Below are 21,472 nucleotides of genomic sequence, written 5' to 3' on the forward strand. Positions count from 1 at the left end.
TGTTGCGTCGTTTCCGCTCCGAGCGCGAGACATGACGTTCTACCGAGGCCTTCGCGGCATCTGGCCGCTGGAAGCCAGTTCAGATGATGTCGGCGCAACGATGCGCCGAACGGCTCACCCGGCGGCCTGCCGCCGCCTCTATCCGGTCCAGTTGCGGACCGCCGGGTGAGCCGTCTGGAGCCGGATGATTTCGGATCGGGTCGATCCGAAATCTGAATCCGCCTCCAAACCGTGGGTTGGAGCATGATGTCTCCCGAATAGTGGTTTCCACTTTTCGGCATCATGCTCTGGAGATTGCGAGGAACAACATGGTCAATTCGCTCCAGGGCCGCAGGCGCGTCCGCAAGTTCTTCGGAAAACTCAAGGAAGTCGCGCAGATGCCGAACCTCATCGAGGTTCAGAAGGCGTCGTACGATCAATTCCTGATGGTCGAGGAGCCGAAGGGCGGCCGCGGCGACGAAGGCCTGCAGTCCGTCTTCCGCTCGGTCTTCCCGATCGGCGATTTCTCGGGCGCCTCGCTGCTCGAGTTCGTGAAGTACACCTTCGAGCCACCGAAATACGACGTCGACGAGTGCCGCCAGCGCGGAATGACCTTCTCGGCGCCGCTCAAGGTGACGCTGCGCCTGATCGTGTTCGATATCGATCCCGACACCCAGGCCAAGTCGGTCAAGGACATCAAGGAGCAGGATGTCTACATGGGCGACATGCCGCTCATGACCGATAACGGCACCTTCATCGTCAACGGCACCGAGCGCGTCATCGTCTCGCAGATGCACCGTTCGCCCGGCGTGTTCTTCGACCACGACAAGGGCAAGACCCATTCCTCGGGCAAGCTGCTCTTCGCCGCGCGCATCATCCCGTACCGCGGCTCCTGGCTCGACATCGAGTTCGACGCCAAGGACATCGTCTACGCCCGCATCGACCGCAAGCGTAAGATCCCGGTCACGTCGCTGCTGTTCGCGCTCGGCATGGACGGCGAGGAGATCCTGAACCGGTTCTACAATCACATCGCCTATGTGCGCGATGGGAAGGGCTGGCGCGTTCCCTACGACGCCGAGCGCATGAAGGGCTTCAAGGCGACCGTCGACCTGATCGACGCCGATACCGGCGAGGTCGTGGTCGAGGCCGGCAAGAAGCTCGTCGCCCGCACCGCCCGCCAGCTCGCCGAGAAGGGCCTGAAGTTCCTCCGCGCCACGGACGAGGACCTCTACACCCAGTACATCGCCGAGGACCTGGTCAATCCGGCGACCGGCGAAGTCTTCGCCGAGGCCGGCGAGGAGATCAGCGAGAAGTCGCTCAAGCTCCTCACCGATGCCGGCTTCGACGAGATCCCGGTGCTCGACATCGACCACATCACGGTCGGCCCCTACATCCGCAACACGCTCAACGTGGACAAGAACTCGCGCCGTGAAGAGGCGCTGTTCGACATCTACCGCGTGATGCGTCCGGGCGAGCCGCCGACGCTCGAGACCGCCGAGAACATGTTCCAGTCGCTGTTCTTCGATCCGGAGCGCTACGACCTCTCGGCCGTCGGCCGCGTCAAGATGAACATGCGCCTCGACCTCGACGCCGAGGACACCGTGCGCATCCTGCGCAAGGAGGACATCTTCGCCGTCGTCAAGGCGCTGGTCGACCTGCGCGACGGCAAGGGCGAGATCGACGACATCGACCATCTCGGCAACCGCCGGGTGCGCTCGGTCGGCGAGCTCATGGAGAACCAGTACCGTCTCGGCCTGCTGCGCATGGAGCGCGCCATCAAGGAGCGCATGTCGTCGGTCGACATCGACACCGTGATGCCGCAGGACCTGATCAACGCCAAGCCGGCGGCTGCGGCCGTGCGCGAGTTCTTCGGCTCGTCGCAGCTCTCGCAGTTCATGGACCAGACGAACCCGCTCTCGGAAGTCACTCACAAGCGCCGCCTTTCGGCGCTTGGCCCGGGTGGCCTGACCCGCGAGCGCGCCGGCTTCGAGGTGCGCGACGTGCACCCGACGCATTACGGTCGCATCTGCCCGATCGAGACGCCGGAAGGCCCGAATATCGGCCTGATCAACTCGCTCGCCACCTTTGCGCGGGTGAACAAGTACGGCTTCATCGAGAGCCCCTACCGCCGCATCCGCGACGGCAAGCAGACCGATGAGATCATCTACCTCTCGGCGATGGAGGAGGCGAAGTACAACGTCGCCCAGGCCAACGCCGCCGTCGACGCGGAAGGCCGCCTGACCGACGACCTGATCGTCTGCCGCCGCGCCGGTGAAGTCATCGTCACGCCGGTCGACAAGGTCGACTTCCAGGACGTGTCGCCGAAGCAGCTCGTTTCGGTCGCCGCGGCCCTGATCCCGTTCCTCGAGAACGACGACGCCAACCGCGCGCTGATGGGCTCGAACATGCAGCGCCAGGCGGTGCCGCTGGTTCGCGCCGACGCGCCCTTCGTCGGCACCGGCATGGAAGCGGTCGTCGCCCGTGATTCGGGCGCCGCCATCGCGGCCCGGCGCGGCGGCGTGGTCGACCAGGTCGACGCGACCCGTATCGTCATCCGCGCTTCCGACGAGATGGACCCGACCAAGCCGGGCGTCGACATCTACCGGCTGCAGAAGTTCCAGCGCTCCAACCAGTCGACCTGCATCACGCAGCGCCCGCTGGTGCGCGTCGGCGACGTCATCAAGAAGGGCGACATCGTCGCCGACGGCCCGTCGACGGAGTTCGGCGAGCTCGCGCTCGGCCGCAACGTGCTCGTCGCGTTCATGCCGTGGAACGGCTACAACTTCGAGGACTCGATCCTGCTCTCGGAGAAGATCGTCTCGGACGACATCTTCACCTCGATCCATATCGAGGAATTCGAGGTCATGGCCCGCGACACCAAGCTGGGTCCCGAGGAGATCACGCGCGACATTCCGAACGTCTCGGAAGAGGCGCTGAAGAACCTCGACGAAGCCGGCATCGTCTATATCGGCGCCGAAGTGGCTGCGGGCGACATCCTCGTCGGCAAGATCACGCCGAAGGGCGAGAGCCCGATGACGCCGGAAGAGAAGCTGCTGCGCGCCATCTTCGGCGAGAAGGCCTCGGACGTCCGCGACACCTCGCTGCGGGTGCCGCCCGGCGTCCAGGGCACGATCGTCGAGGTGCGCGTGTTCAACCGCCACGGCGTCGACAAGGACGAGCGCGCCCAGGCGATCGAGCGCGAGGAGATCGAGCGTCTCGCCAAGGACCGCGACGACGAGCAGGCGATCCTGGACCGCAACACCTTCGCGCGCCTGGCCGAGATTCTCTCCGGCAAGACCGGCCTCGCCGGCCCGAAGGGCTTCAAGAAGGACACGGTCATCACCCGCGAGGGCATGAGCGAGTTCCCGCGGTCGCAGTGGTGGCTGTTCGCCGTTGGCGACGACGCCCTGATGACCGAGATCGAGGCGATGCGGAAGCAGTACGACGAGTCGAAGAAGCGCCTCGAGCAGCGCTTCCTCGACAAGGTCGAGAAGCTGCAGCGCGGCGACGAGCTGCCGCCTGGCGTGATGAAGATGGTCAAGGTCTTCGTCGCGGTGAAGCGCAAGATCCAGCCGGGCGACAAGATGGCCGGCCGGCACGGCAACAAGGGCGTGGTCTCGCGCATCGTTGCGGCCGAGGACATGCCGTTCCTCGAGGACGGCACCCATGCCGACATCGTGCTCAACCCGCTCGGCGTGCCCTCGCGCATGAACGTCGGCCAGATCCTGGAGACGCATCTGGGCTGGGCTGCCGCCGGTCTCGGCAAGCAGATCGCCAAGGCGCTCGACGCCTACAAGAAGGCGCATGACTCCGTGGCGCTGCGGGCCTCGTTCGATGCCGTCTACGGCGACAACGAGATCGTGGCCTCGATGGACGACGAGGAGCTGGTCGAGATGGGCCAGAACCTGCGCCGCGGCGTGCCGATCGCGACCCCGGTCTTCAACGGCGCGAAGGAGTCCGACATCGAGCACCTGCTCGAGCAGGCGGGCCTGAACAAGTCGGGCCAGGTCACGCTGTACGACGGACGCACGGGTGAGCCCTTCGACCGCAAGGTCACGGTCGGCTACATCTACATGCTGAAGCTGCACCACTTGGTCGACGACAAGATCCACGCCCGTTCGATCGGCCCGTACTCGCTCGTCACCCAGCAGCCGCTGGGCGGCAAGGCGCAGTTCGGCGGCCAGCGCTTCGGCGAGATGGAGGTCTGGGCGCTCGAAGCCTATGGCGCCGCCTACACGCTGCAGGAGATGCTGACCGTGAAGTCGGACGACGTGGCCGGCCGTACCAAGGTCTACGAGTCGATCGTGCGCGGCGAAGACAATTTCGAGGCCGGCATTCCCGAGAGCTTCAACGTGCTCGTCAAGGAAATGCGTTCGCTCGGCCTCAATGTCGAGCTGATCAACAACAAGCCGAAGCCGGGCGAGTTGCCGCCGGCCGAAGCCGCCGAGTGATCAGCGCGTAATCGCGTTTTGAAGAACAGCATGCCGGCGACACTCACGCCGCCGGCCTATCGCATGAAAGCCGGGCAGGGCGGTCTGAGACCCCCGCCGGCGGCAGGAGACAGGCGATGAAGCAAGAGGTCATGAATCTTTTCGGGCAGCAGCCGGCGCCGCAAGGCTTCGACGCTATCCGCATCTCGATCGCGAGCCCGGAAAAGATCCTGTCCTGGTCCTATGGCGAGATCAAGAAGCCTGAGACCATCAACTACCGCACGTTCAAGCCCGAGCGCGACGGCCTGTTCTGCGCCCGCATCTTCGGGCCGATCAAGGACTACGAGTGCCTGTGCGGCAAGTACAAGCGCATGAAGTTCAAGGGCGTCATCTGCGAGAAGTGCGGCGTGGAAGTGACGCTCGCGCGCGTCCGGCGCGAGCGCATGGGCCATATCGAGCTCGCCGCTCCGGTCGCCCATATCTGGTTCCTGAAGTCGCTGCCCTCGCGCATCGGCCTCTTGATGGACATGCCGCTCAAGGATCTCGAGCGCGTGCTCTATTTCGAGTCGTACGTGGTCATCGAGCCGGGCCTGACCCCGCTGAAGGACCGCCAACTCCTCTCCGAGGAGGAATATGTCCGCTGCCAGGAAGAGTACGGCGCTGACACGTTCACGGCGATGATCGGCGCCGAGGCGATCCGCGAGATGCTGCGCGCGCTCGACCTCGACAAGATCAACATGGACCTGAAGCACGAGATCGCCACGACGACCTCGGAGCTGAAGCCGAAGAAGCTGATGAAGCGCCTCAAGATCATCGAGGCGTTCCAGGAATCGGGCAACAAGCCGGAATGGATGGTCATGACCATCGTCCCGGTCATCCCGCCGGACCTGCGCCCGCTCGTGCCGCTCGATGGCGGCCGCTTCGCGACCTCGGACCTGAACGATCTCTATCGCCGCGTTATCAACCGCAACAACCGCCTGAAGCGGCTGATCGAGCTGCGCGCGCCCGACATCATCATCCGCAACGAGAAGCGGATGCTGCAGGAATCGGTCGATGCGCTGTTCGACAACGGCCGCCGCGGCCGCGTCATCACGGGCGCCAACAAGCGCCCGCTGAAGTCGCTCGCCGACATGCTGAAGGGCAAGCAGGGCCGCTTCCGCCAGAACCTGCTCGGCAAGCGCGTCGACTACTCGGGCCGCTCGGTCATCGTCGTCGGCCCGGAGATGAAGCTGCACCAGTGCGGCCTGCCGAAGAAGATGGCGCTCGAGCTGTTCAAGCCGTTCATCTACGCGCGGCTTGACGCCAAGGGCTACTCGACCACGGTCAAGCAGGCCAAGAAGCTCGTCGAGAAGGAGAAGCCGGAGGTCTGGGACATCCTGGACGAGGTCATCCGCGAGCATCCGGTGATGCTGAACCGCGCGCCGACCCTGCACAGGCTGGGCATCCAGGCCTTCGAGCCGGTGCTGATCGAGGGCAAGGCGATCCAGCTGCACCCGCTGGTTTGCGCTGCGTTCAACGCCGACTTCGACGGCGACCAGATGGCCGTGCACGTCCCGCTGTCGCTCGAGGCGCAGCTGGAAGCGCGCGTGCTGATGATGTCGACCAACAACATCCTGCACCCGGCGAACGGCCTGCCGATCATCGTGCCGTCGCAGGACATCGTGCTCGGCCTGTACTACCTCTCGATCATCTCCGACGGCGAGCCCGGCCAGGGCAAGGTCTTCGGCGATTTCGGCGAGCTCGAATATGCGCTGCACGAGAAGGTCGTGACGCTGCACTCCAAGATCAGGTACCGCTGGACCGGCGTCGGCGCCGATGGCCAGCCGTACACGAAGATCTACGACACGACGCCTGGCCGCGTGATCCTCTCGACCGCGCTGCCCAAGCACCCGAACATGGCCTTCGACGTCAGCAACCGCCTGATGACCAAGAAGGAAATCTCCGGGATGATCGACGCCGTCTATCGCGGCTGCGGTCAGAAGGAATCGGTGATCTTCTGCGACCGGATCATGGCGCTCGGCTTCAGCCATGCGTTCAAGGCCGGCATCTCCTTCGGCAAGGACGACATGGTCGTGCCGGAGAACAAGTGGGAGATCGTCGACACCACCCGCGCGCTCGCCAAGGACTACGAGCAGCAGTACCAGGACGGCCTGATCACCCAGGGCGAGAAGTACAACAAGGTCGTCGACGCCTGGGCGAAGTGCTCCGACAAGCTCGCCCAGGAGATGATGGCCCGCATCTCGACCGTGAAGAAGGACGAGAACGGCCGCGATAAGCCGATTAACTCGATCTACATGATGAGCCACTCGGGTGCCCGCGGCTCGCCAGCCCAGATGAAGCAGCTCGCCGCCATGCGCGGCCTGATGGCCAAGCCGTCGGGCGAGATCATCGAGTCGCCGATCATCTCGAACTTCAAGGAAGGCCTCGACGTGCTCGAGTACTTCAACTCGACCCACGGCGCCCGCAAGGGCTTGGCCGACACCGCGCTCAAGACGGCGAACTCGGGTTATCTCACCCGTCGTCTCGTCGACGTGGCGCAGGACGCGATCATCTCCGAGGTCGATTGCGGCTCGGATAACGGCATCAAGATGCGCGCCATCATCGATGCCGGCCAGGTCGTGGCCTCGCTCGGCATCCGCATCCTCGGCCGCTCGGCGGCTGAGGACGTGACGGATATCGATGGCAACATCCTCGTGCCGAAGGGCACGATGATCGAGGAGAGCCATATCGAGAAGATCAACGCCGCCGGTGTCCAGGAGGTGAAGATCCGCTCGGTGCTGACCTGCGAGACCAAGAACGGCGTCTGCGCCACCTGCTACGGGCGCGATCTCGCCCGCGGCACGCCCGTCAACATGGGCGAGGCGGTCGGCGTCATCGCGGCGCAGTCGATCGGCGAGCCGGGTACGCAGCTTACCATGCGCACCTTCCACATCGGCGGCGCCGCCACGATCGCGGACCAGTCCTTCGTCGAGTCCAATTTCGAGGGCACGGTGAAGATGCGCAACCGCAACGTCGCCCGCAACTCGGACGGCGACCTCATCGCCATGGCGCGCAACATCGCCATCGTGATCGTCGGTCCGGACGGGGCGGAGCGCGCCGTGCACCGCGTCCAGTTCGGCTCGAAGCTGCGGGTCGACGAGGGCGACAAGGTCAAGCGCGGCCAGCGCCTGATCGAGTGGGATCCCTATTCCCGCCCGATCCTGGCGGAAGTCGACGGCAAGGTCGGCTACGAGGATCTCGTCGATGGCATGTCGATCACCGAGACGACCGACGAGGCGACCGGCATCTCCAAGCGCGTCGTCATCGACTGGCGCGGTTCGGCCCGTACCTCGGACCTGCGTCCGGCGATCACGGTGCATGGCCCCGACGGCAAGATCGTGAAGCTCGCCCGTGGTGGCGAAGCCCGCTACATCCTGCCCGTCGACGGCATCATCTCGATGGAGCCGGGCCAGGTGACCAAGGCCGGCGACGTGCTGGCGCGCGTCTCGACCGACTCGGCCAAGACCCGCGACATCACCGGCGGTCTGCCGCGGGTGGCGGAGCTGTTCGAGGCGCGTCGTCCGAAGGATGCGGCGATCATCGCGGAGAAGGCCGGCGTCATCGGCTTCGGCAAGGACTACAAGAACAAGCGCCGCGTCACGCTGACCCCGCATGACGGGTCGGAGGGGCTTGAGTACCTGATCCCGAAGGGCAAGCACATCCACCTCCAGGACGGCGACGTCGTCGAGATGGGCGACTACATCCTCGACGGCAACCCGGCCCCGCACGATATCCTGGCGATCAAGGGCGTCGAAGAGCTCGCGGCCTATCTCGTCAACGAGATCCAGGAGGTCTATCGCCTCCAGGGCGTGGGCATCAACGACAAGCACATCGAGGTCATCGTCCGGCAGATGCTGCAGAAGGTCGAGATCACGGAGTCGGGCGACACCGACATCCTGACCGGCGACCAGATCGACCGCATCGAGCTGGAAGAGGTCAACGCCAAGATGCGCGAAGAGGGCAAGAAGCCGGCCTCCGGCGTTCCGGTCCTGCTCGGCATCACCAAGGCGAGCTTGCAGACGCGCTCGTTCATCTCGGCCGCGTCGTTCCAGGAGACCACCCGCGTCCTCACCGAGGCGGCGGTCAACGGCAAGTACGACACGCTCGAGGGCCTCAAGGAGAACGTCATCGTCGGCTCGCTCATCCCGGCCGGCACCGGCGCCCAGGTCGCCCGCATCAAGCAGGTGGCGCTGCGTCGCGACGATCTCATCGTCGGCCAGAAGGCGGACGCCGCCGCCAGGGCCGCTGCCGCCGCGGTTCTGCCCGCGGCAGAGTAAGCCGAACGCCGGCCGGTCGCCGGCACGACCGATTGCAAAAGGCCGCCTTCGGGCGGCCTTTTTCATGCGGCGGCAGGTCTCTTTCGCGCGCGGCGATGATGTTTGTCCGCAGCGACCGGTTGATACAACCCGAGATGGAGGCCGGGCGGCTTTCGAACGGCCCGACCTTTGTATATATCTGAGGCAAGATCGCCGGGGGGCGGGGCAGAGAAACGTGGACGAGCAGGCCTTCGCATCTGCCGTAGAAGCAATTTACTCGGCTGCAGCCACCCCGTCTCGCTGGCCACAGGCTTTGCAAACGATTGCCGACTGCCTTGGCGACGTCGGCGCGATCCTGATCTATCAGCGCGATGACGGCAGCTACGGGACGATCGGTTCGCCCGCGCTCGACGCGGCCCGGCTCGAATACGACCGGGACGAATGGTGGCGGCACGATATCCGCTTCTCGCGCTCGGTGCCGCGCGGCTTCTTCGCCAGCACCGATGCCATTACCGAGCGCGACATCGCGACGCCCGAGGAGATCGAGACGCTGCCTTTCTATGCGCAGTTCCTGCGCGGCCATGGCCTGAAGTGGTTCGGCGCGGTCAGCATCTCGCCGGACCCGCATGTCGCGGCCGCGCTCTCGGTGCAGCGCTCGCAGGACAAGCCGTCATTCTCCGACGACGAGCTCGCGGTCATCGCCAGGCTCGGCCGCCATGTCGAGAACGCGCTCAGGCTCGGCGTCCGGCTGATCAACGCCGAGGCGTCGCAGCAGGCCTTGACCGACGTGCTGGCCCGGCTCGGCGTCGGCGTCTTCCTGCTCGACGCGGTCGGGCGGGTGATCTTCGCCAATCCCGCCGCCGAGCAGATCAGCGGCGACGGCCTCCTGGTCGCACAGGGGCGGCTGACAGCGCGGGTCGCGTCCTGCCAGGAGGCCCTGCGCGCCGCAATCGCGCGGGCGAGCCTGGACGATGCCGCAACCTTGAGCGCGCCACCGCAGCGCGTGCTCATCCCGGGCCAGGAGCTAGGCGGCTTCCTCGCCGTCCATATCCTGCCGGTGCGGGCCGTGCCCGGCGGCGGCGTCGAGAACCTGCTGATCGACGTCAGCGCCATCGCTGTCGTCACCAGCGCCCAGCCGGGCGAGCCGGCCGATCCGGCCCTGGTCCGGGACCTGTTCGGCCTGACCCTGGCCGAGGCCAGGATCGCGGCGCTGATCGGCGCGGGGCTCGCGCCGCGCAATGCCTCGCTGGCGCTCGGCATCTCGGAGGAGACGGCGCGCACCACCCTGAAGCGCGTCTTCGCCAAGGTCGGCGTCTCCCGGCAGAGCGAGCTGACCGCGCTTCTGACCAAGCTCTCGCTGAGGTAGGGCAGGGGACGTCCGGACGGGCGGCTCCGGGGCCGCGCTTTCGGCCCGTCGTTAAGAACTGCGTAAGGCCCTGCGGATTCGGGGTTGACGCGAATCCCTGGCTGAGTCATAAGCGCGCCACTGTCGACGGTTGTCGGACACGTTTGTCGCTTGCCTTGTAGCGAGCGAATTTCGCGACCGAAACTCCGTCGTAATTCCTGCGTCGATTGACGACATGGCAAGATGCATGAATGCGGGCCTGTCCCGTGTTCCTCTGCTTGGCGAACGCGCCTGAGGCACCCTAGCGGAGTGCCGATGGCGCGGCTTCGTTTGTGGCATGGCTTCGATCGGCTTGGGGCGAGACCAAGAGATTTTCCAAACGCTCAGTGGAGCGAGAGGCCAGAATGCCGACAATCAGCCAGCTGATCCGCAAGCCGCGCTCGCCCGTCAAGGCGCGCAACACCGCCCCGGCGCTTGAATCCTGCCCGCAGAAGCGCGGCGTCTGCACGCGCGTCTACACGACGACGCCGAAGAAGCCGAACTCGGCTCTGCGTAAGGTCGCCAAGGTGCGCCTGACCAACGGCTTCGAGGTCATCGGCTACATCCCGGGTGAAGGCCACAACCTTCAGGAGCACTCGGTGGTCATGATCCGTGGCGGCCGCGTCAAGGACTTGCCCGGCGTGCGCTACCACATCCTGCGCGGCGTGCTCGACACCCAGGGCGTCAAGAACCGCAAGCAGCGCCGTTCGAAGTACGGCGCCAAGCGTCCGAAGTAATTCCTGCCCGACCGCCCGGCTGCCGGGCGGTTCGCAGCTTTAAAGATTTGACCGGAGACTAGACGATGTCCCGCCGCCACAGTGCCGAAAAACGTGAAGTCATCCCGGACCCGAAGTTCGGTGACATCATCGTCACGAAGTTCATGAATTCCGTGATGTACGAAGGCAAGAAGTCGACTGCCGAGCGCATCGTCTACGGTGCCTTCGACATCATCGAGGGCAAGATGAAGAGCGACCCGCTCTCCGTCTTCAAGAGCGCGCTCGAGAACGTCGCGCCGGCCATCGAGGTCCGTTCGCGGCGCGTCGGCGGCGCGACCTACCAGGTTCCGGTCGAGGTTCGCACCGAGCGCCGTCAGGCGCTGGCGATCCGCTGGCTGATCACGGCCGCTCGCGGCCGCAACGACAAGACCATGGTCGAGCGTCTCTCCTCGGAGCTGATGGATGCGGCCAATAACCGTGGAAACGCCGTGAAGAAGCGCGAAGACACGCACCGGATGGCGGAAGCCAACCGCGCCTTCTCGCATTATCGCTGGTAACCGTTCGTCAAGACCTGAAAGACAGAGCGCTCTCCCATGGCACGCACTCATCCCATCGACCGTTATCGTAACTTCGGCATCATGGCCCACATTGATGCGGGCAAGACGACGACGACCGAGCGCATCCTGTTCTATACCGGCAAGTCGCATAAGATCGGCGAAGTCCATGACGGCGCGGCCACCATGGACTGGATGGCCCAGGAGCAGGAGCGCGGCATCACGATCACGTCCGCCGCGACGACCTGCCTGTGGCGCGAGCATCGCCTGAACATCATCGACACCCCCGGCCACGTCGACTTCACCATCGAAGTCGAGCGTTCGCTGCGCGTGCTCGACGGTGCCGTCTGCGTGCTCGACGGCAACCAGGGCGTCGAGCCCCAGACCGAGACCGTCTGGCGCCAGGCCGACAAGTACGACGTTCCGCGCGTCGTGTTCGTCAACAAGATGGACAAGATCGGCGCCGATTTCTATCGCTGCGTCCAGGACATCATCGACCGCGTCGCCGGCAAGCCCGTCTGCCTGCAGATCCCGATCGGCGCCGAGTCGGATTTCGCCGGCGTCATCGACCTGATCAAGATGAAGGCGATCGTCTGGAACGGCGAAGCGCTGGGCGCGTCCTTCGAAGAGAAGGACATCCCGGCCGACCTCGCCGACAAGGCCGCCGAATACCGCAACAAGCTGGTCGAAGCCGCCGTCGAGATGGACGATGCGGCGATGGAAGCCTATCTCGAAGGCACCGAGCCGGATGCCGAGACCCTGCGCCGGCTGGTTCGCACCGCCGTGCAGCGTCGCGCCTTCCACCCGGTCCTGTGCGGCTCGGCCTTCAAGAACAAGGGCGTGCAGCCCCTGCTCGACGCCGTCGTCGACTTCCTGCCTTCGCCCGTCGATCGCGGCGAGATCAAGGGCATCGACTTCAAGACCGAGGAAGAGACCGTTCGTCACCCGACGGACGAGGATCCCTTCTCCATGCTCGCCTTCAAGATCATGGACGACCCGTTCGTCGGCACGATCACCTTCTGCCGCGTCTATTCCGGCAAGGTCGAGACGGGCGCGGGCGTGATCAACTCGACCCGCGACAAGAAAGAGCGCGTCGGCCGCATGCTGCTGATGCATGCGAACAACCGCGAGGACATCAAGGAGGCCTTCGCCGGCGACATCGTCGCCCTGGCCGGCCTCAAGGACGTCCGCACCGGCGACACGCTGTGCGATCCCGTGCATGCGGTGATCCTGGAGCGGATGGAGTTCCCCGAGCCGGTCATCACGATCGCGATCGAGCCGAAGTCCAAGGCCGACCAGGAGAAGCTGGGCCTCGCCCTGTCGAAGCTCGCCAACGAGGATCCCTCGTTCCGCGTCTCGACCGACCAGGAGAGCGGCCAGACCATCCTGAAGGGCATGGGCGAGCTGCATCTCGACATCAAGGTCGACATCCTGCGCCGCACCTACAAGGTCGACGCCAATATCGGCGCGCCCCAGGTCGCCTATCGCGAGACGATCACCAAGAAGGCCGAGATCGACTACACCCACAAGAAGCAGACCGGCGGTACCGGCCAGTTCGCCCGCGTCAAGCTGGTGATCGAGCCGAACGAGACCGGCAAGGGCTTCGAGTTCGAATCGAAGGTCGTTGGCGGCACGGTTCCGAAGGAATACATCCCCGGCGTCGAAAAGGGCCTCAACTCGGTCATCGGCTCCGGCGTGATCGCCGGCTTCCCGGTGGTGGACGTCAAGGTCACGCTGATCGACGGCGCCTTCCACGAGGTCGACTCGTCGGCGCTCGCCTTCGAAATCGCCTCGCGCGCCGCCTTGCGCGAAGGTTTGCAAAAGGGTGGCTCGGTGCTGCTCGAGCCGATCATGAAGGTCGAGGTTGTGACCCCGGAAGACTATACCGGTTCGGTCATCGGCGACCTGAACTCGCGTCGTGGCCAGATCCAGGGCCAGGACATGCGCGGCAACGCCGTGGTGGTCAACGCCATGGTCCCGCTCGCCAACATGTTCGGCTACGTCAACCAGCTGCGCTCGTTCAGCCAGGGCCGCGCCAACTACACGATGCAGTTCGACCACTATGAGCAGGTTCCGTCGGCGGTCGCCGCCGAGGTCCAGGCCAAATACGCCTGATCTGACAGAACCTTAAACCGAACACTTGAACAAGATTTGACGGACGGAGGCTACGATGGCCAAAGAGAAGTTTGCTCGGACGAAGCCGCATTGCAACATCGGGACGATTGGTCACGTTGACCATGGCAAGACGTCTTTGACGGCAGCGATCACGAAGGTCCTGGCTGAGTCTGGCGGGGCGTCGTACACGGCGTATGACCAGATCGACAAGGCGCCGGAGGAGAAGGCGCGCGGGATCACGATCTCGACGGCGCACGTGGAGTACGAGACCGCGGCGCGTCACTACGCGCACGTCGACTGCCCCGGCCACGCGGACTACGTGAAGAACATGATCACGGGCGCGGCGCAGATGGACGGCGCGATCCTGGTTGTGTCGGCCGCCGACGGCCCGATGCCGCAGACGCGCGAGCACATCCTGCTGGCGCGCCAGGTCGGCGTGCCGGCGCTGGTGGTGTTCATGAACAAGGTCGACCTGGTCGACGACGCGGAGCTGCTCGAGCTGGTCGAGATGGAGATCCGCGAGCTCCTGTCGAAGTACGACTTCCCGGGCGACGACATCCCGATCACCAAGGGCTCGGCCAAGGTCGCGCTGGACGGCGGCGACAAGGCGATCGGCCATGACGCGGTGATCGCGCTGATGAAGACGGTGGACGACTACATCCCGCAGCCGGCGCGCCCGCTGGACCTGCCGTTCCTGATGCCGGTCGAGGACGTGTTCTCGATCTCGGGCCGCGGCACGGTGGTGACCGGCCGCGTCGAGCGCGGCATCGTCAAGGTCGGCGAGGAGATCGAGATCGTCGGCCTGAAGGACACGGTGAAGACGACCGTGACCGGCGTCGAGATGTTCCGCAAGCTGCTCGACCAGGGCCAGGCGGGCGACAACATCGGCGCGCTGCTGCGCGGCACGAAGCGCGAGGACGTCGAGCGCGGGCAGATCCTGTGCAAGCCGGGCTCGGTGAAGCCGCACACGAAGTTCAAGGCCGAGGCGTACATCCTGACGAAGGAGGAGGGCGGTCGCCACACGCCGTTCTTCACGAACTACCGTCCGCAGTTCTACTTCCGCACGACGGACGTGACCGGCGTGGTGCACCTGCCCGAGGGCACCGAGATGGTGATGCCCGGCGACAACATCACGATGGAAGTGCACCTGATCGTGCCGATCGCGATGGAGGAGAAGCTGCGCTTCGCCATCCGCGAAGGCGGCCGAACCGTCGGCGCCGGCGTCGTCGCCTCGATTATCGCGTAACGCGTTTTCGTGAGGGCGAAGGCCCTTCTGGGCTTTTGCCTTTTCACGTCACGGAGAGAACCAGACCATGAACGGTCAGAATATCAGGATCCGCCTCAAGGCGTTCGACCATCGCATTCTCGACGCTTCGACGCGCGAGATCGTGTCGACCGCCAAGCGGACAGGCGCTCAGGTTCGCGGACCGATCCCGCTGCCGACGCTCATCGAGAAGTTCACGGTCAACCGCTCGCCCCATATCGACAAGAAGTCGCGTGAGCAGTTCGAAATGCGGACCCACAAGCGGGTTCTCGACATCGTCGACCCGACCCCGCAGACGGTCGACGCCCTCATGAAGCTTGATCTCGCCGCCGGCGTCGACGTCGAAATCAAGCTCTGATCCATTAGCCGGGTCCTCTGTTTCCGGGTTTTCCGGATGGACATGACCCCAAGGGAAGGTATGCACCGATGCGTTCCGGTGTGATTGCACAGAAAGTCGGGATGACCCGCATCTTCACCGATGCCGGCGAACATATCCCGGTCACCGTGCTGAAGCTCGACAACTGCCAGGTCGTCGCGCATCGCACGATCGAGAAGAACGGCTATGTCGCCGTGCAGCTCGGGTCGGGCTTGGCCAAGGTCAAGAACGTCTCGAAGGCGGAGCGCGGCCATTTTGCCGTCGCCAAGGTCGAGCCCAAGCGCAAGATCGTCGAGTTCCGCGTCAGCGATGACGCGCTGATCCCGGTCGGCGCCGAGCTGACGGCGGACCACTTCGTCGTCGGCCAGTTCGTCGATGTCAGCGGCACGACGCTCGGCAAGGGTTTTGCCGGCGGCATGAAGCGCTGGAACTTCGGCGGCCTGCGCGCCACGCACGGCGTCTCGGTCTCGCATCGTTCGATCGGTTCGACCGGCGGCCGTCAGGACCCGGGCAAGACCTTCAAGAACAAGAAGATGCCGGGTCATCTCGGTGTCGAGCGCGTCACCACGCAGAACCTGCGCGTCGTGCAGACCGATGTGGACCGTGGCCTGATCCTGGTCGAGGGCGCCGTTCCCGGCGCGGCCGGCGGCTGGATCCATGTCCGCGACGCCGTCAAGCGCGCGCTCCCCAAGGACGCGCCGCTTCCCGGCAAGTTCAAGGTCGCCGGCGGCGACAGCCAGGCTCCTGCGGCCGAGACGGTTGAGGAGAACGCGTGATGAAACTCGATATCACCACTCTCGAAGGTGGTTCGGCCGGTTCGGTCGAGCTCTCCGACGCGATCTTCGGCCTCGAGCCGCGCGCCGACATCCTGGCCCGCATGGTGCGCTACCAGCTCGCCAAGCGCCGCGCCGGCACGCATAAGTCGAAGGGTCGCTCGGAAGTCGATCGCACCCGCAAGAAGATCTACAAGCAGAAGGGCACCGGCGGCGCTCGCCACGGCGCAGCTTCGGCTCCGCAGTTCCGCGGCGGCGGCAAGGCCTTCGGCCCGATCGTGCGCGACCATGCGCATGACCTGCCGAAGAAGGTGAGGGCGCTCGCGCTCCGCCACGCCCTCTCGGCCAAGGCCAAGGGCGCGGAGATCATCATCATCGATGACGCCAAGCTCTCCGAGCCGAAGACCAAGCTGCTGCTCGGCCATTTCAGCAAGCTGGACCTGTCCAGCGCGCTGGTGATCGGCGGCGCCGAGATCGATGTGAATTTCGGCCTGGCCGCGCGTTCGATCCCGAATGTCGACGTCCTGCCGGTCCAGGGCATCAACGTCTATGACATCCTGCGTCGCGACAAGCTCGTGCTGACGCGCTCGGCTGTCGATGCGCTGGAGGCGCGCTTCAAATGAGCCAGTCCAAGAATCTGGATCCGCGCCACTACGACGTCATCCGTGGCCCGGTGATCACCGAAAAGGCGACCATGCTCTCCGAGCACAACAAGGTCGTCTTCAAGGTCGCGAAGACCGCGACCAAGCCGCAGATCAAGGCGGCGATCGAGAAGTTGTTCGATGTCAAGGTGAAGAGCGTCAACACGCTGGTCACCGAGGGCAAGGTCAAGGTCTTCCGGGGGCGGCTCGGCCAGCGTTCGGACGTCAAGAAGGCCGTCGTGACCCTCGAAGAAGGTCACTCGATCGACGTGACCACGGGCCTCTGAGGGAAGGATCGTCATCATGGCTTTGAAAAGCTTCAAGCCGATCACGCCGAGCCTTCGCCAGCTCGTGATCGTCGACCGCAGCGAGCTCTACAAGGGCAAGCCGGTCAAAGTGCTGACCGAGGGCAAGTCGTCCTCGGGCGGCCGCAACAACCTCGGCCGCATCACCGTCCGCTTCCGCGGCGGTGGCCACAAGCGCACGCTGCGCCTGATCGACTTCAAGCGTCGCGGCAAGGCCGGCATCCCGGCGACCGTGGAGCGGATCGAGTATGATCCGAACCGCACCGCCTTCATCGCGCTGATCAAGTACAGCGACGGCGAGCAGTCCTACATCCTGGCGCCGCAGCGCCTGGCCGTCGGCGACACCGTCGTCTCCGGCGACAGCGTCGACGTCAAGCCGGGCAACGCGGCTCCGATGGGCTCGCTGCCGATCGGCACGATCGTCCACAATGTCGAGCTCAAGATCGGCAAGGGCGGCGCTCTGGCGCGGTCCGCGGGCAACTACGCCCAGGTCGTCGGTCGCGATCAGGGCTACGTCATCGTCCGCCTGAACTCGGGCGAGCAGCGCCTGATCAGCGGCCTGTGCTATGCTACGGTCGGTGCGGTCTCGAATCCGGACCACATGAACCGGAACGACGGTAAGGCCGGGCGCTCGCGCTGGCTGGGTCGTCGCCCGCATAACCGCGGCGTCTCGATGAACCCGGTCGACCACCCGCATGGCGGCGGCGAAGGCCGCACCTCGGGCGGCCGGCATCCGGTCACCCCCTGGGGCAAGCCGACCAAGGGCAAGAAGACCCGCTCGAACAAGCGGACCGATACGTTCATCGTGTCGAGCCGTCACGCCCGCAAGAAGAAGAACTGAGGTCCGTTATGGCGCGTTCGCTTTGGAAAGGTCCGTTCGTCGACGGATACCTTCTGAAAAAGGCCGAGGTCGCCCGTTCGTCGGGACGGGCCGAGGTCATCAAGATCTGGAGCCGTCGCTCCACGATCCTCCCGCAGTTCGTCGGTCTGACGTTCGGCGTCTACAACGGCCACAAGCATGTGCCGGTGAACGTGTCCGAGGACATGGTGGGCCATAAGTTCGGCGAGTTCTCGCCGACGCGCACCTTCCACGGCCACGCTGCCGACAAGAAGGCGAAGAGGAAGTAAGCCATGGGAAAGCCATCCGCCCCCCGTGCCTTGCCGGAGAACGAGGCCGTTGCGGTCGCCCGCAACCTCCGCGTCAGCCCGCAGAAGCTCAACCTCGTCGCCCAGCTCATCCGGGGCAAGAAGGTCGCGACCGCGCTTGCCGATCTCGAGTTCTCGCGCAAGCGGATCTCGCTGGACGTGCGCAAGTGCCTGCAGAGCGCCATCGCCAACGCCGAGAACAACCATGATCTCGACGTCGACGACCTGGTCGTGGCGCAGGCCTTCGTCGGCAAGGCGCTGGTCATGAAGCGCTTCCATGCCCGCGCCCGCGGTCGTGGCGCCCGCATCCTGAAGCCGTTCGCGAACATCACGATCGTGGTGCGCGAAGTCGCGGCCAAGGCCTGAGGAGAGAACGATGGGTCAGAAAATCAATCCGATCGGCCTTCGTCTCGGCATCAACCGGACCTGGGATTCGCGCTGGTTCGCCGCCAAGGGCGAGTACGGCAAGCTGCTGCACGAGGACATGGCGATCCGCGCCGCCCTCATGAAGCTGCTGAAGCAGGCCGCCGTCTCGAAGATCATCATCGAGCGCCCGCACAAGAAGTGCCGCGTCACCATCCACTCGGCTCGTCCGGGCGTGGTGATCGGCAAGAAGGGCGCCGATATCGAGAAGCTCCGCAAGGAAGTCACCAAGCTGACCAAGGCTGACGTGACGATCAACATCGTCGAGGTGCGCAAGCCCGAGATCGACGCGACGCTCGTCGCCGACTCGATCGCCCAGCAGCTCGAGCGCCGCGTCGCGTTCCGCCGCGCCATGAAGCGGGCCGTTCAGTCGGCCATGCGTCTGGGCGCCGAGGGCATCCGCATCAACTGCTCTGGCCGTCTCGGCGGAGCTGAGATCGCGCGCCTCGAGTGGTATCGCGAAGGCCGCGTGCCGCTGCACACGCTGCGCGCCGACGTGGATTATGGTGTCGGCACCGCCTTCACCACCTACGGAACATGCGGCATCAAGGTCTGGATCTTCAAGGGCGAGATCCTCGAACACGACCCGATGGCCCAGGACAAGCGCATGTCGGACGAAGGCGGCCGCTCGGGTGAGCGTCGCGATCGTCGCGACCATGCCGCGTAAGGCTGATCGAGAAGAGCCATGTTGCAACCAAAGCGAACCAAGTTCCGCAAGCAGTTCAAGGGGCGCATTTCCGGCGTCGCCAAGGGCGGCACGGACCTCAATTTCGGCCAGTTCGGCCTGAAGGCGTTGATGCCCGAGCGCGTCACCGCCCGTCAGATCGAGGCTGCCCGCCGCGCCATCACCCGCGCCATGAAGCGTGCCGGCCGCGTCTGGATCCGTATCTTCCCGGACGTGCCGGTTTCGAAGAAGCCGACGGAAGTCCGCATGGGTAAGGGCAAGGGCTCGCCAGAATTCTGGGCGGCCAAGGTCAAGCCCGGCCGGATCATGTTCGAGATCGACGGCGTGGCCGAAGAGACGGCGCGCGAAGCGCTGCGTCTCGGCGCCGCCAAGCTGCCGATCAAGACCCGTTTCATCCAGCGCATCGCCGAGTAAGGAGGGCGACATGAAAGCTTTGCAACGCCTCTCCGACCTCAAGGTGATGAGTGTCGATCAGCTCCAGGACGAGCTTCTCAAGCTCAAGAAGGAGCAGTTCAACCTGCGTTTCCAGCGCGCCACCGGCCAGCTCGAGAACACCTCGCGCGTCACCGAAGTGCGCAAGGACATCGCCCGCATCAAGACGCTGCAGCGGTCGAAGACCGTCGCAGCGAGCGCCTGAGGAGCCAGACAATGCCGAAGCGCGTGCTGCAGGGCGTCGTCGTCAGCGACAAGCAGAATAAAACTGTTGTGGTCAAGGTCGAGCGGCGCTATACGCACCCGCTCCTCAAGAAGACGGTGCGCCGTACCAAAAACTACCACGCCCACGACGAGGCGCAGGTGGTCAAGGTCGGAGACACGGTCTGGATCGAGGAGTCCAAGCCCATTTCCAAGCTGAAAAGCTGGATTTTGCTCGACAGCGCCCCCAAGGCGTAGGTCGGTACGCTTTCCGCTCGGTCGATTCGGCCGAGCGATCAGAGAGCGGGCGGAGATTAAGTGAAACATGGTCTTGCCGCAGAAGTGGGTCCCACTTTTGCGGTCCGTGTTTTGATTGAGGCCAGGGGGCGATCGACCCCCGTCAGTCGTAGTCCGGGTCGGCGATGACGCTGCGTCCGGAAACCGCGCTGATATTTAGTTTGGAAGGATCAAGGCCATGATCCAGGTGCAGACGAATCTCGAGGTCGCGGATAATTCCGGCGCCCGTCGCGTGATGTGCATCAAGGTTCTCGGCGGATCGAAGCGTAAGTACGCTGGTGTCGGTGACATCATCGTCGTTTCGATCAAGGAAGCCATCCCCCGCGGGCGCGTGAAGAAGGGCGACGTCATGAAGGCGGTCGTCGTGCGCACCGCCAAGGACGTCAAGCGCGCCGACGGCTCGGTGATCCGCTTCGACCGCAATGCGGCCGTGCTGATCAACAACCAGAAAGAGCCTGTCGGCACCCGTATCTTCGGACCGGTTCCGCGCGAGCTGCGCGCCAAGAACCACATGAAGATCATCTCGCTTGCGCCTGAGGTGCTGTGATGGCTGCGAAGATCAAGAAGGGCGACAAGGTCGTCGTGCTGGCCGGCCGGGACAAGGGCAAGGCCGGCGAAGTTCTCCAGGTCCTGCCCAAGGATGCCCGCGCCGTGGTGCGTGGCGTCAACCTGGTGAAGAAGCACACCAAGGCCTCGGCGCAGTCCGAAGGCGGCATCATCAGCAAGGAAGCGACGATCGACCTGTCGAACCTCGCCGTCGCCGATCCGAAGGACGGCAAGCCGACCCGCGTCGGCTTCAAGGTGCTCGATGACGGCCGCAAGGTGCGTTTCGCCAAGCGTTCGGGGGATCTGATCGATGGCTGAGAATCAGCAGGCGGCCCTTACGCCGCGCATGAAGAAGCATTACGAGGACGTCGTTCGTCCGGCGATGATCGCCGAGTTCGGCTACAAGAATGCCATGGAAGTGCCGACGATCGAGAAGGTCGTCATCAATATGGGCGTGGGCGAAGCCACTGCCGACCGCAAGAAGGTCGACAGCGCTGCCGGCGACCTGGCGCTCATCGCCGGCCAGAAGCCGGTCATCACCAAGTCCCGCCTCGCCATCGCCGGCTTCAAGCTGCGCGAGAACATGGCGGTGGGCTGCAAGGTCACGCTGCGCAAGACCAAGATGTTCGAGTTCGTCGACCGGCTCGTCACCATCGCCTTGCCGCGCGTGCGCGACTTCCGTGGTCTCAACCCGAAGTCGTTCGACGGGCGCGGCAATTTCGCGCTCGGGATCAAGGAGCACATCGTGTTCCCCGAGATCAACTACGACAAGGTCGACGCCGTGTGGGGCATGGACGTGATCGTCTGCACGACTGCGAAGTCGGACGACGAGGCGCGCGCCTTGCTCAAGCACTTCAACTTCCCGTTCCGGCAGTGAGCCTTACCGCTCATACGCGGAAACCAGGAGAGA

Annotated in this window: 21 protein-coding genes; all 21 read left to right on the top strand. The window is 64.9% G+C overall.

Going from position 1 to position 21,472, the window contains the following annotated elements:
• The first annotated feature begins 308 nt into the window (after nucleotides 1–308).
• The 21 genes from rpoB (at nucleotide 309) to rplE (ending at nucleotide 21,439) form a co-directional block, all read left to right on the top strand.
• Entirely contained in the window at nucleotides 309–4,430 is a 4,122-nt protein-coding gene (rpoB, locus tag DWF00_RS11205) for a DNA-directed RNA polymerase subunit beta (RefSeq protein WP_114827642.1), read from the top strand.
• A 116-nt stretch (nucleotides 4,431–4,546) separates the two neighbouring features.
• A complete protein-coding gene (gene rpoC / locus DWF00_RS11210; protein ID WP_114827643.1) occupies nucleotides 4,547–8,725 on the top strand; it encodes a DNA-directed RNA polymerase subunit beta' in 4,179 nt (1,392 codons plus the stop codon).
• Nucleotides 8,726–9,017: 292 nt separating this feature from the next.
• On the top strand, nucleotides 9,018–10,070 hold the full coding sequence (locus DWF00_RS11215; RefSeq protein WP_114827644.1) for a helix-turn-helix transcriptional regulator: 1,053 nt from the start codon (nucleotides 9,018–9,020) through the stop codon (nucleotides 10,068–10,070).
• A 383-nt stretch (nucleotides 10,071–10,453) separates the two neighbouring features.
• The gene (rpsL, locus tag DWF00_RS11220; protein WP_038358286.1) at nucleotides 10,454–10,825 is read left to right on the top strand and encodes a 30S ribosomal protein S12; all 372 of its coding nucleotides are present in this window, start codon (nucleotides 10,454–10,456) and stop codon (nucleotides 10,823–10,825) included.
• Nucleotides 10,826–10,890: 65 nt separating this feature from the next.
• On the top strand, nucleotides 10,891–11,361 hold the full coding sequence (gene rpsG, locus DWF00_RS11225; protein WP_114827645.1) for a 30S ribosomal protein S7: 471 nt from the start codon (nucleotides 10,891–10,893) through the stop codon (nucleotides 11,359–11,361).
• 36 nt (nucleotides 11,362–11,397) lie between these two features.
• Nucleotides 11,398–13,473 (top strand): elongation factor G, encoded by a 2,076-nt coding sequence (fusA, locus tag DWF00_RS11230; protein WP_114827646.1) that lies wholly within the window; start codon nucleotides 11,398–11,400, stop codon nucleotides 13,471–13,473.
• A 55-nt stretch (nucleotides 13,474–13,528) separates the two neighbouring features.
• The gene (gene tuf, locus DWF00_RS11235) at nucleotides 13,529–14,719 is read left to right on the top strand and encodes an elongation factor Tu (protein WP_114827635.1); all 1,191 of its coding nucleotides are present in this window, start codon (nucleotides 13,529–13,531) and stop codon (nucleotides 14,717–14,719) included.
• 67 nt (nucleotides 14,720–14,786) lie between these two features.
• Nucleotides 14,787–15,095, top strand: a complete 309-nt coding sequence (gene rpsJ / locus DWF00_RS11240; protein ID WP_043237115.1) for a 30S ribosomal protein S10 — start codon at nucleotides 14,787–14,789, stop codon at nucleotides 15,093–15,095.
• 68 nt (nucleotides 15,096–15,163) lie between these two features.
• A complete protein-coding gene (rplC, locus tag DWF00_RS11245; protein ID WP_114827647.1) occupies nucleotides 15,164–15,889 on the top strand; it encodes a 50S ribosomal protein L3 in 726 nt (241 codons plus the stop codon).
• Entirely contained in the window at nucleotides 15,889–16,509 is a 621-nt protein-coding gene (rplD, locus tag DWF00_RS11250) for a 50S ribosomal protein L4 (RefSeq protein WP_114827648.1), read from the top strand. The genes rplC and rplD overlap by 1 nt, the downstream gene beginning before the upstream one ends.
• Complete coding sequence (locus DWF00_RS11255) at nucleotides 16,506–16,814, top strand: 50S ribosomal protein L23 (RefSeq protein ID WP_114827649.1); 309 nt, start codon at nucleotides 16,506–16,508, stop codon at nucleotides 16,812–16,814. Before rplD ends, DWF00_RS11255 begins: the two co-directional genes overlap by 4 nt.
• Before the next feature lie 16 nt (nucleotides 16,815–16,830).
• Nucleotides 16,831–17,673, top strand: coding sequence for a 50S ribosomal protein L2 (rplB, locus tag DWF00_RS11260; protein WP_114827650.1), 843 nt, complete (start codon nucleotides 16,831–16,833; stop codon nucleotides 17,671–17,673).
• 8 nt (nucleotides 17,674–17,681) lie between these two features.
• A complete protein-coding gene (gene rpsS / locus DWF00_RS11265; RefSeq protein WP_114827651.1) occupies nucleotides 17,682–17,960 on the top strand; it encodes a 30S ribosomal protein S19 in 279 nt (92 codons plus the stop codon).
• 3 nt (nucleotides 17,961–17,963) lie between these two features.
• Nucleotides 17,964–18,344 (top strand): 50S ribosomal protein L22, encoded by a 381-nt coding sequence (gene rplV / locus DWF00_RS11270; protein WP_114827652.1) that lies wholly within the window; start codon nucleotides 17,964–17,966, stop codon nucleotides 18,342–18,344.
• Nucleotides 18,345–18,354: 10 nt separating this feature from the next.
• Nucleotides 18,355–19,068 (top strand): 30S ribosomal protein S3, encoded by a 714-nt coding sequence (gene rpsC / locus DWF00_RS11275; RefSeq protein ID WP_114827653.1) that lies wholly within the window; start codon nucleotides 18,355–18,357, stop codon nucleotides 19,066–19,068.
• 18 nt (nucleotides 19,069–19,086) lie between these two features.
• Complete coding sequence (gene rplP / locus DWF00_RS11280; protein ID WP_114827654.1) at nucleotides 19,087–19,500, top strand: 50S ribosomal protein L16; 414 nt, start codon at nucleotides 19,087–19,089, stop codon at nucleotides 19,498–19,500.
• Nucleotides 19,501–19,510: 10 nt separating this feature from the next.
• Nucleotides 19,511–19,723, top strand: coding sequence for a 50S ribosomal protein L29 (gene rpmC / locus DWF00_RS11285; RefSeq protein ID WP_114827655.1), 213 nt, complete (start codon nucleotides 19,511–19,513; stop codon nucleotides 19,721–19,723).
• A gap of 11 nt (nucleotides 19,724–19,734) precedes the next feature.
• Nucleotides 19,735–19,977: a 30S ribosomal protein S17 gene (gene rpsQ / locus DWF00_RS11290; RefSeq protein ID WP_114827656.1), complete on the top strand. Its 243-nt coding sequence runs from the start codon at nucleotides 19,735–19,737 to the stop codon at nucleotides 19,975–19,977.
• A gap of 217 nt (nucleotides 19,978–20,194) precedes the next feature.
• A complete protein-coding gene (gene rplN, locus DWF00_RS11295; RefSeq protein WP_043237099.1) occupies nucleotides 20,195–20,563 on the top strand; it encodes a 50S ribosomal protein L14 in 369 nt (122 codons plus the stop codon).
• On the top strand, nucleotides 20,563–20,880 hold the full coding sequence (gene rplX, locus DWF00_RS11300) for a 50S ribosomal protein L24 (protein WP_043237098.1): 318 nt from the start codon (nucleotides 20,563–20,565) through the stop codon (nucleotides 20,878–20,880). The genes rplN and rplX overlap by 1 nt, the downstream gene beginning before the upstream one ends.
• Entirely contained in the window at nucleotides 20,873–21,439 is a 567-nt protein-coding gene (gene rplE / locus DWF00_RS11305) for a 50S ribosomal protein L5 (protein WP_114827657.1), read from the top strand. The genes rplX and rplE overlap by 8 nt, the downstream gene beginning before the upstream one ends.
• Nucleotides 21,440–21,472: the final 33 nt, after the last annotated feature.

The sequence above is a fragment of the Allobosea caraganae genome, assembly GCF_003351345.1.
GTDB lineage: Bacteria > Pseudomonadota > Alphaproteobacteria > Rhizobiales > Beijerinckiaceae > Allobosea > Allobosea caraganae.

Excerpts from the sequence above, each read along its gene's own strand:
- rpoB (WP_114827642.1), top strand. The coding sequence starts at position 309 with ATGGTCAATTCGCTCCAGGGCCGCAGGCGCGTCCGCAAGTTCTTCGGA.
- rpoC (WP_114827643.1), top strand. The coding sequence starts at position 4,547 with ATGAAGCAAGAGGTCATGAATCTTTTCGGGCAGCAGCCGGCGCCGCAA.
- rpsL (WP_038358286.1), top strand. The coding sequence starts at position 10,454 with ATGCCGACAATCAGCCAGCTGATCCGCAAGCCGCGCTCGCCCGTCAAG.
- rpsG (WP_114827645.1), top strand. The coding sequence starts at position 10,891 with ATGTCCCGCCGCCACAGTGCCGAAAAACGTGAAGTCATCCCGGACCCG.
- fusA (WP_114827646.1), top strand. The coding sequence starts at position 11,398 with ATGGCACGCACTCATCCCATCGACCGTTATCGTAACTTCGGCATCATG.
- tuf (WP_114827635.1), top strand. The coding sequence starts at position 13,529 with ATGGCCAAAGAGAAGTTTGCTCGGACGAAGCCGCATTGCAACATCGGG.
- rpsJ (WP_043237115.1), top strand. The coding sequence starts at position 14,787 with ATGAACGGTCAGAATATCAGGATCCGCCTCAAGGCGTTCGACCATCGC.
- rplC (WP_114827647.1), top strand. The coding sequence starts at position 15,164 with ATGCGTTCCGGTGTGATTGCACAGAAAGTCGGGATGACCCGCATCTTC.
- rplD (WP_114827648.1), top strand. The coding sequence starts at position 15,889 with ATGAAACTCGATATCACCACTCTCGAAGGTGGTTCGGCCGGTTCGGTC.
- DWF00_RS11255 (WP_114827649.1), top strand. The coding sequence starts at position 16,506 with ATGAGCCAGTCCAAGAATCTGGATCCGCGCCACTACGACGTCATCCGT.
- rplB (WP_114827650.1), top strand. The coding sequence starts at position 16,831 with ATGGCTTTGAAAAGCTTCAAGCCGATCACGCCGAGCCTTCGCCAGCTC.
- rpsS (WP_114827651.1), top strand. The coding sequence starts at position 17,682 with ATGGCGCGTTCGCTTTGGAAAGGTCCGTTCGTCGACGGATACCTTCTG.
- rplV (WP_114827652.1), top strand. The coding sequence starts at position 17,964 with ATGGGAAAGCCATCCGCCCCCCGTGCCTTGCCGGAGAACGAGGCCGTT.
- rpsC (WP_114827653.1), top strand. The coding sequence starts at position 18,355 with ATGGGTCAGAAAATCAATCCGATCGGCCTTCGTCTCGGCATCAACCGG.
- rplP (WP_114827654.1), top strand. The coding sequence starts at position 19,087 with ATGTTGCAACCAAAGCGAACCAAGTTCCGCAAGCAGTTCAAGGGGCGC.
- rpmC (WP_114827655.1), top strand. The coding sequence starts at position 19,511 with ATGAAAGCTTTGCAACGCCTCTCCGACCTCAAGGTGATGAGTGTCGAT.
- rpsQ (WP_114827656.1), top strand. The coding sequence starts at position 19,735 with ATGCCGAAGCGCGTGCTGCAGGGCGTCGTCGTCAGCGACAAGCAGAAT.
- rplN (WP_043237099.1), top strand. The coding sequence starts at position 20,195 with ATGATCCAGGTGCAGACGAATCTCGAGGTCGCGGATAATTCCGGCGCC.
- rplX (WP_043237098.1), top strand. The coding sequence starts at position 20,563 with ATGGCTGCGAAGATCAAGAAGGGCGACAAGGTCGTCGTGCTGGCCGGC.
- rplE (WP_114827657.1), top strand. The coding sequence starts at position 20,873 with ATGGCTGAGAATCAGCAGGCGGCCCTTACGCCGCGCATGAAGAAGCAT.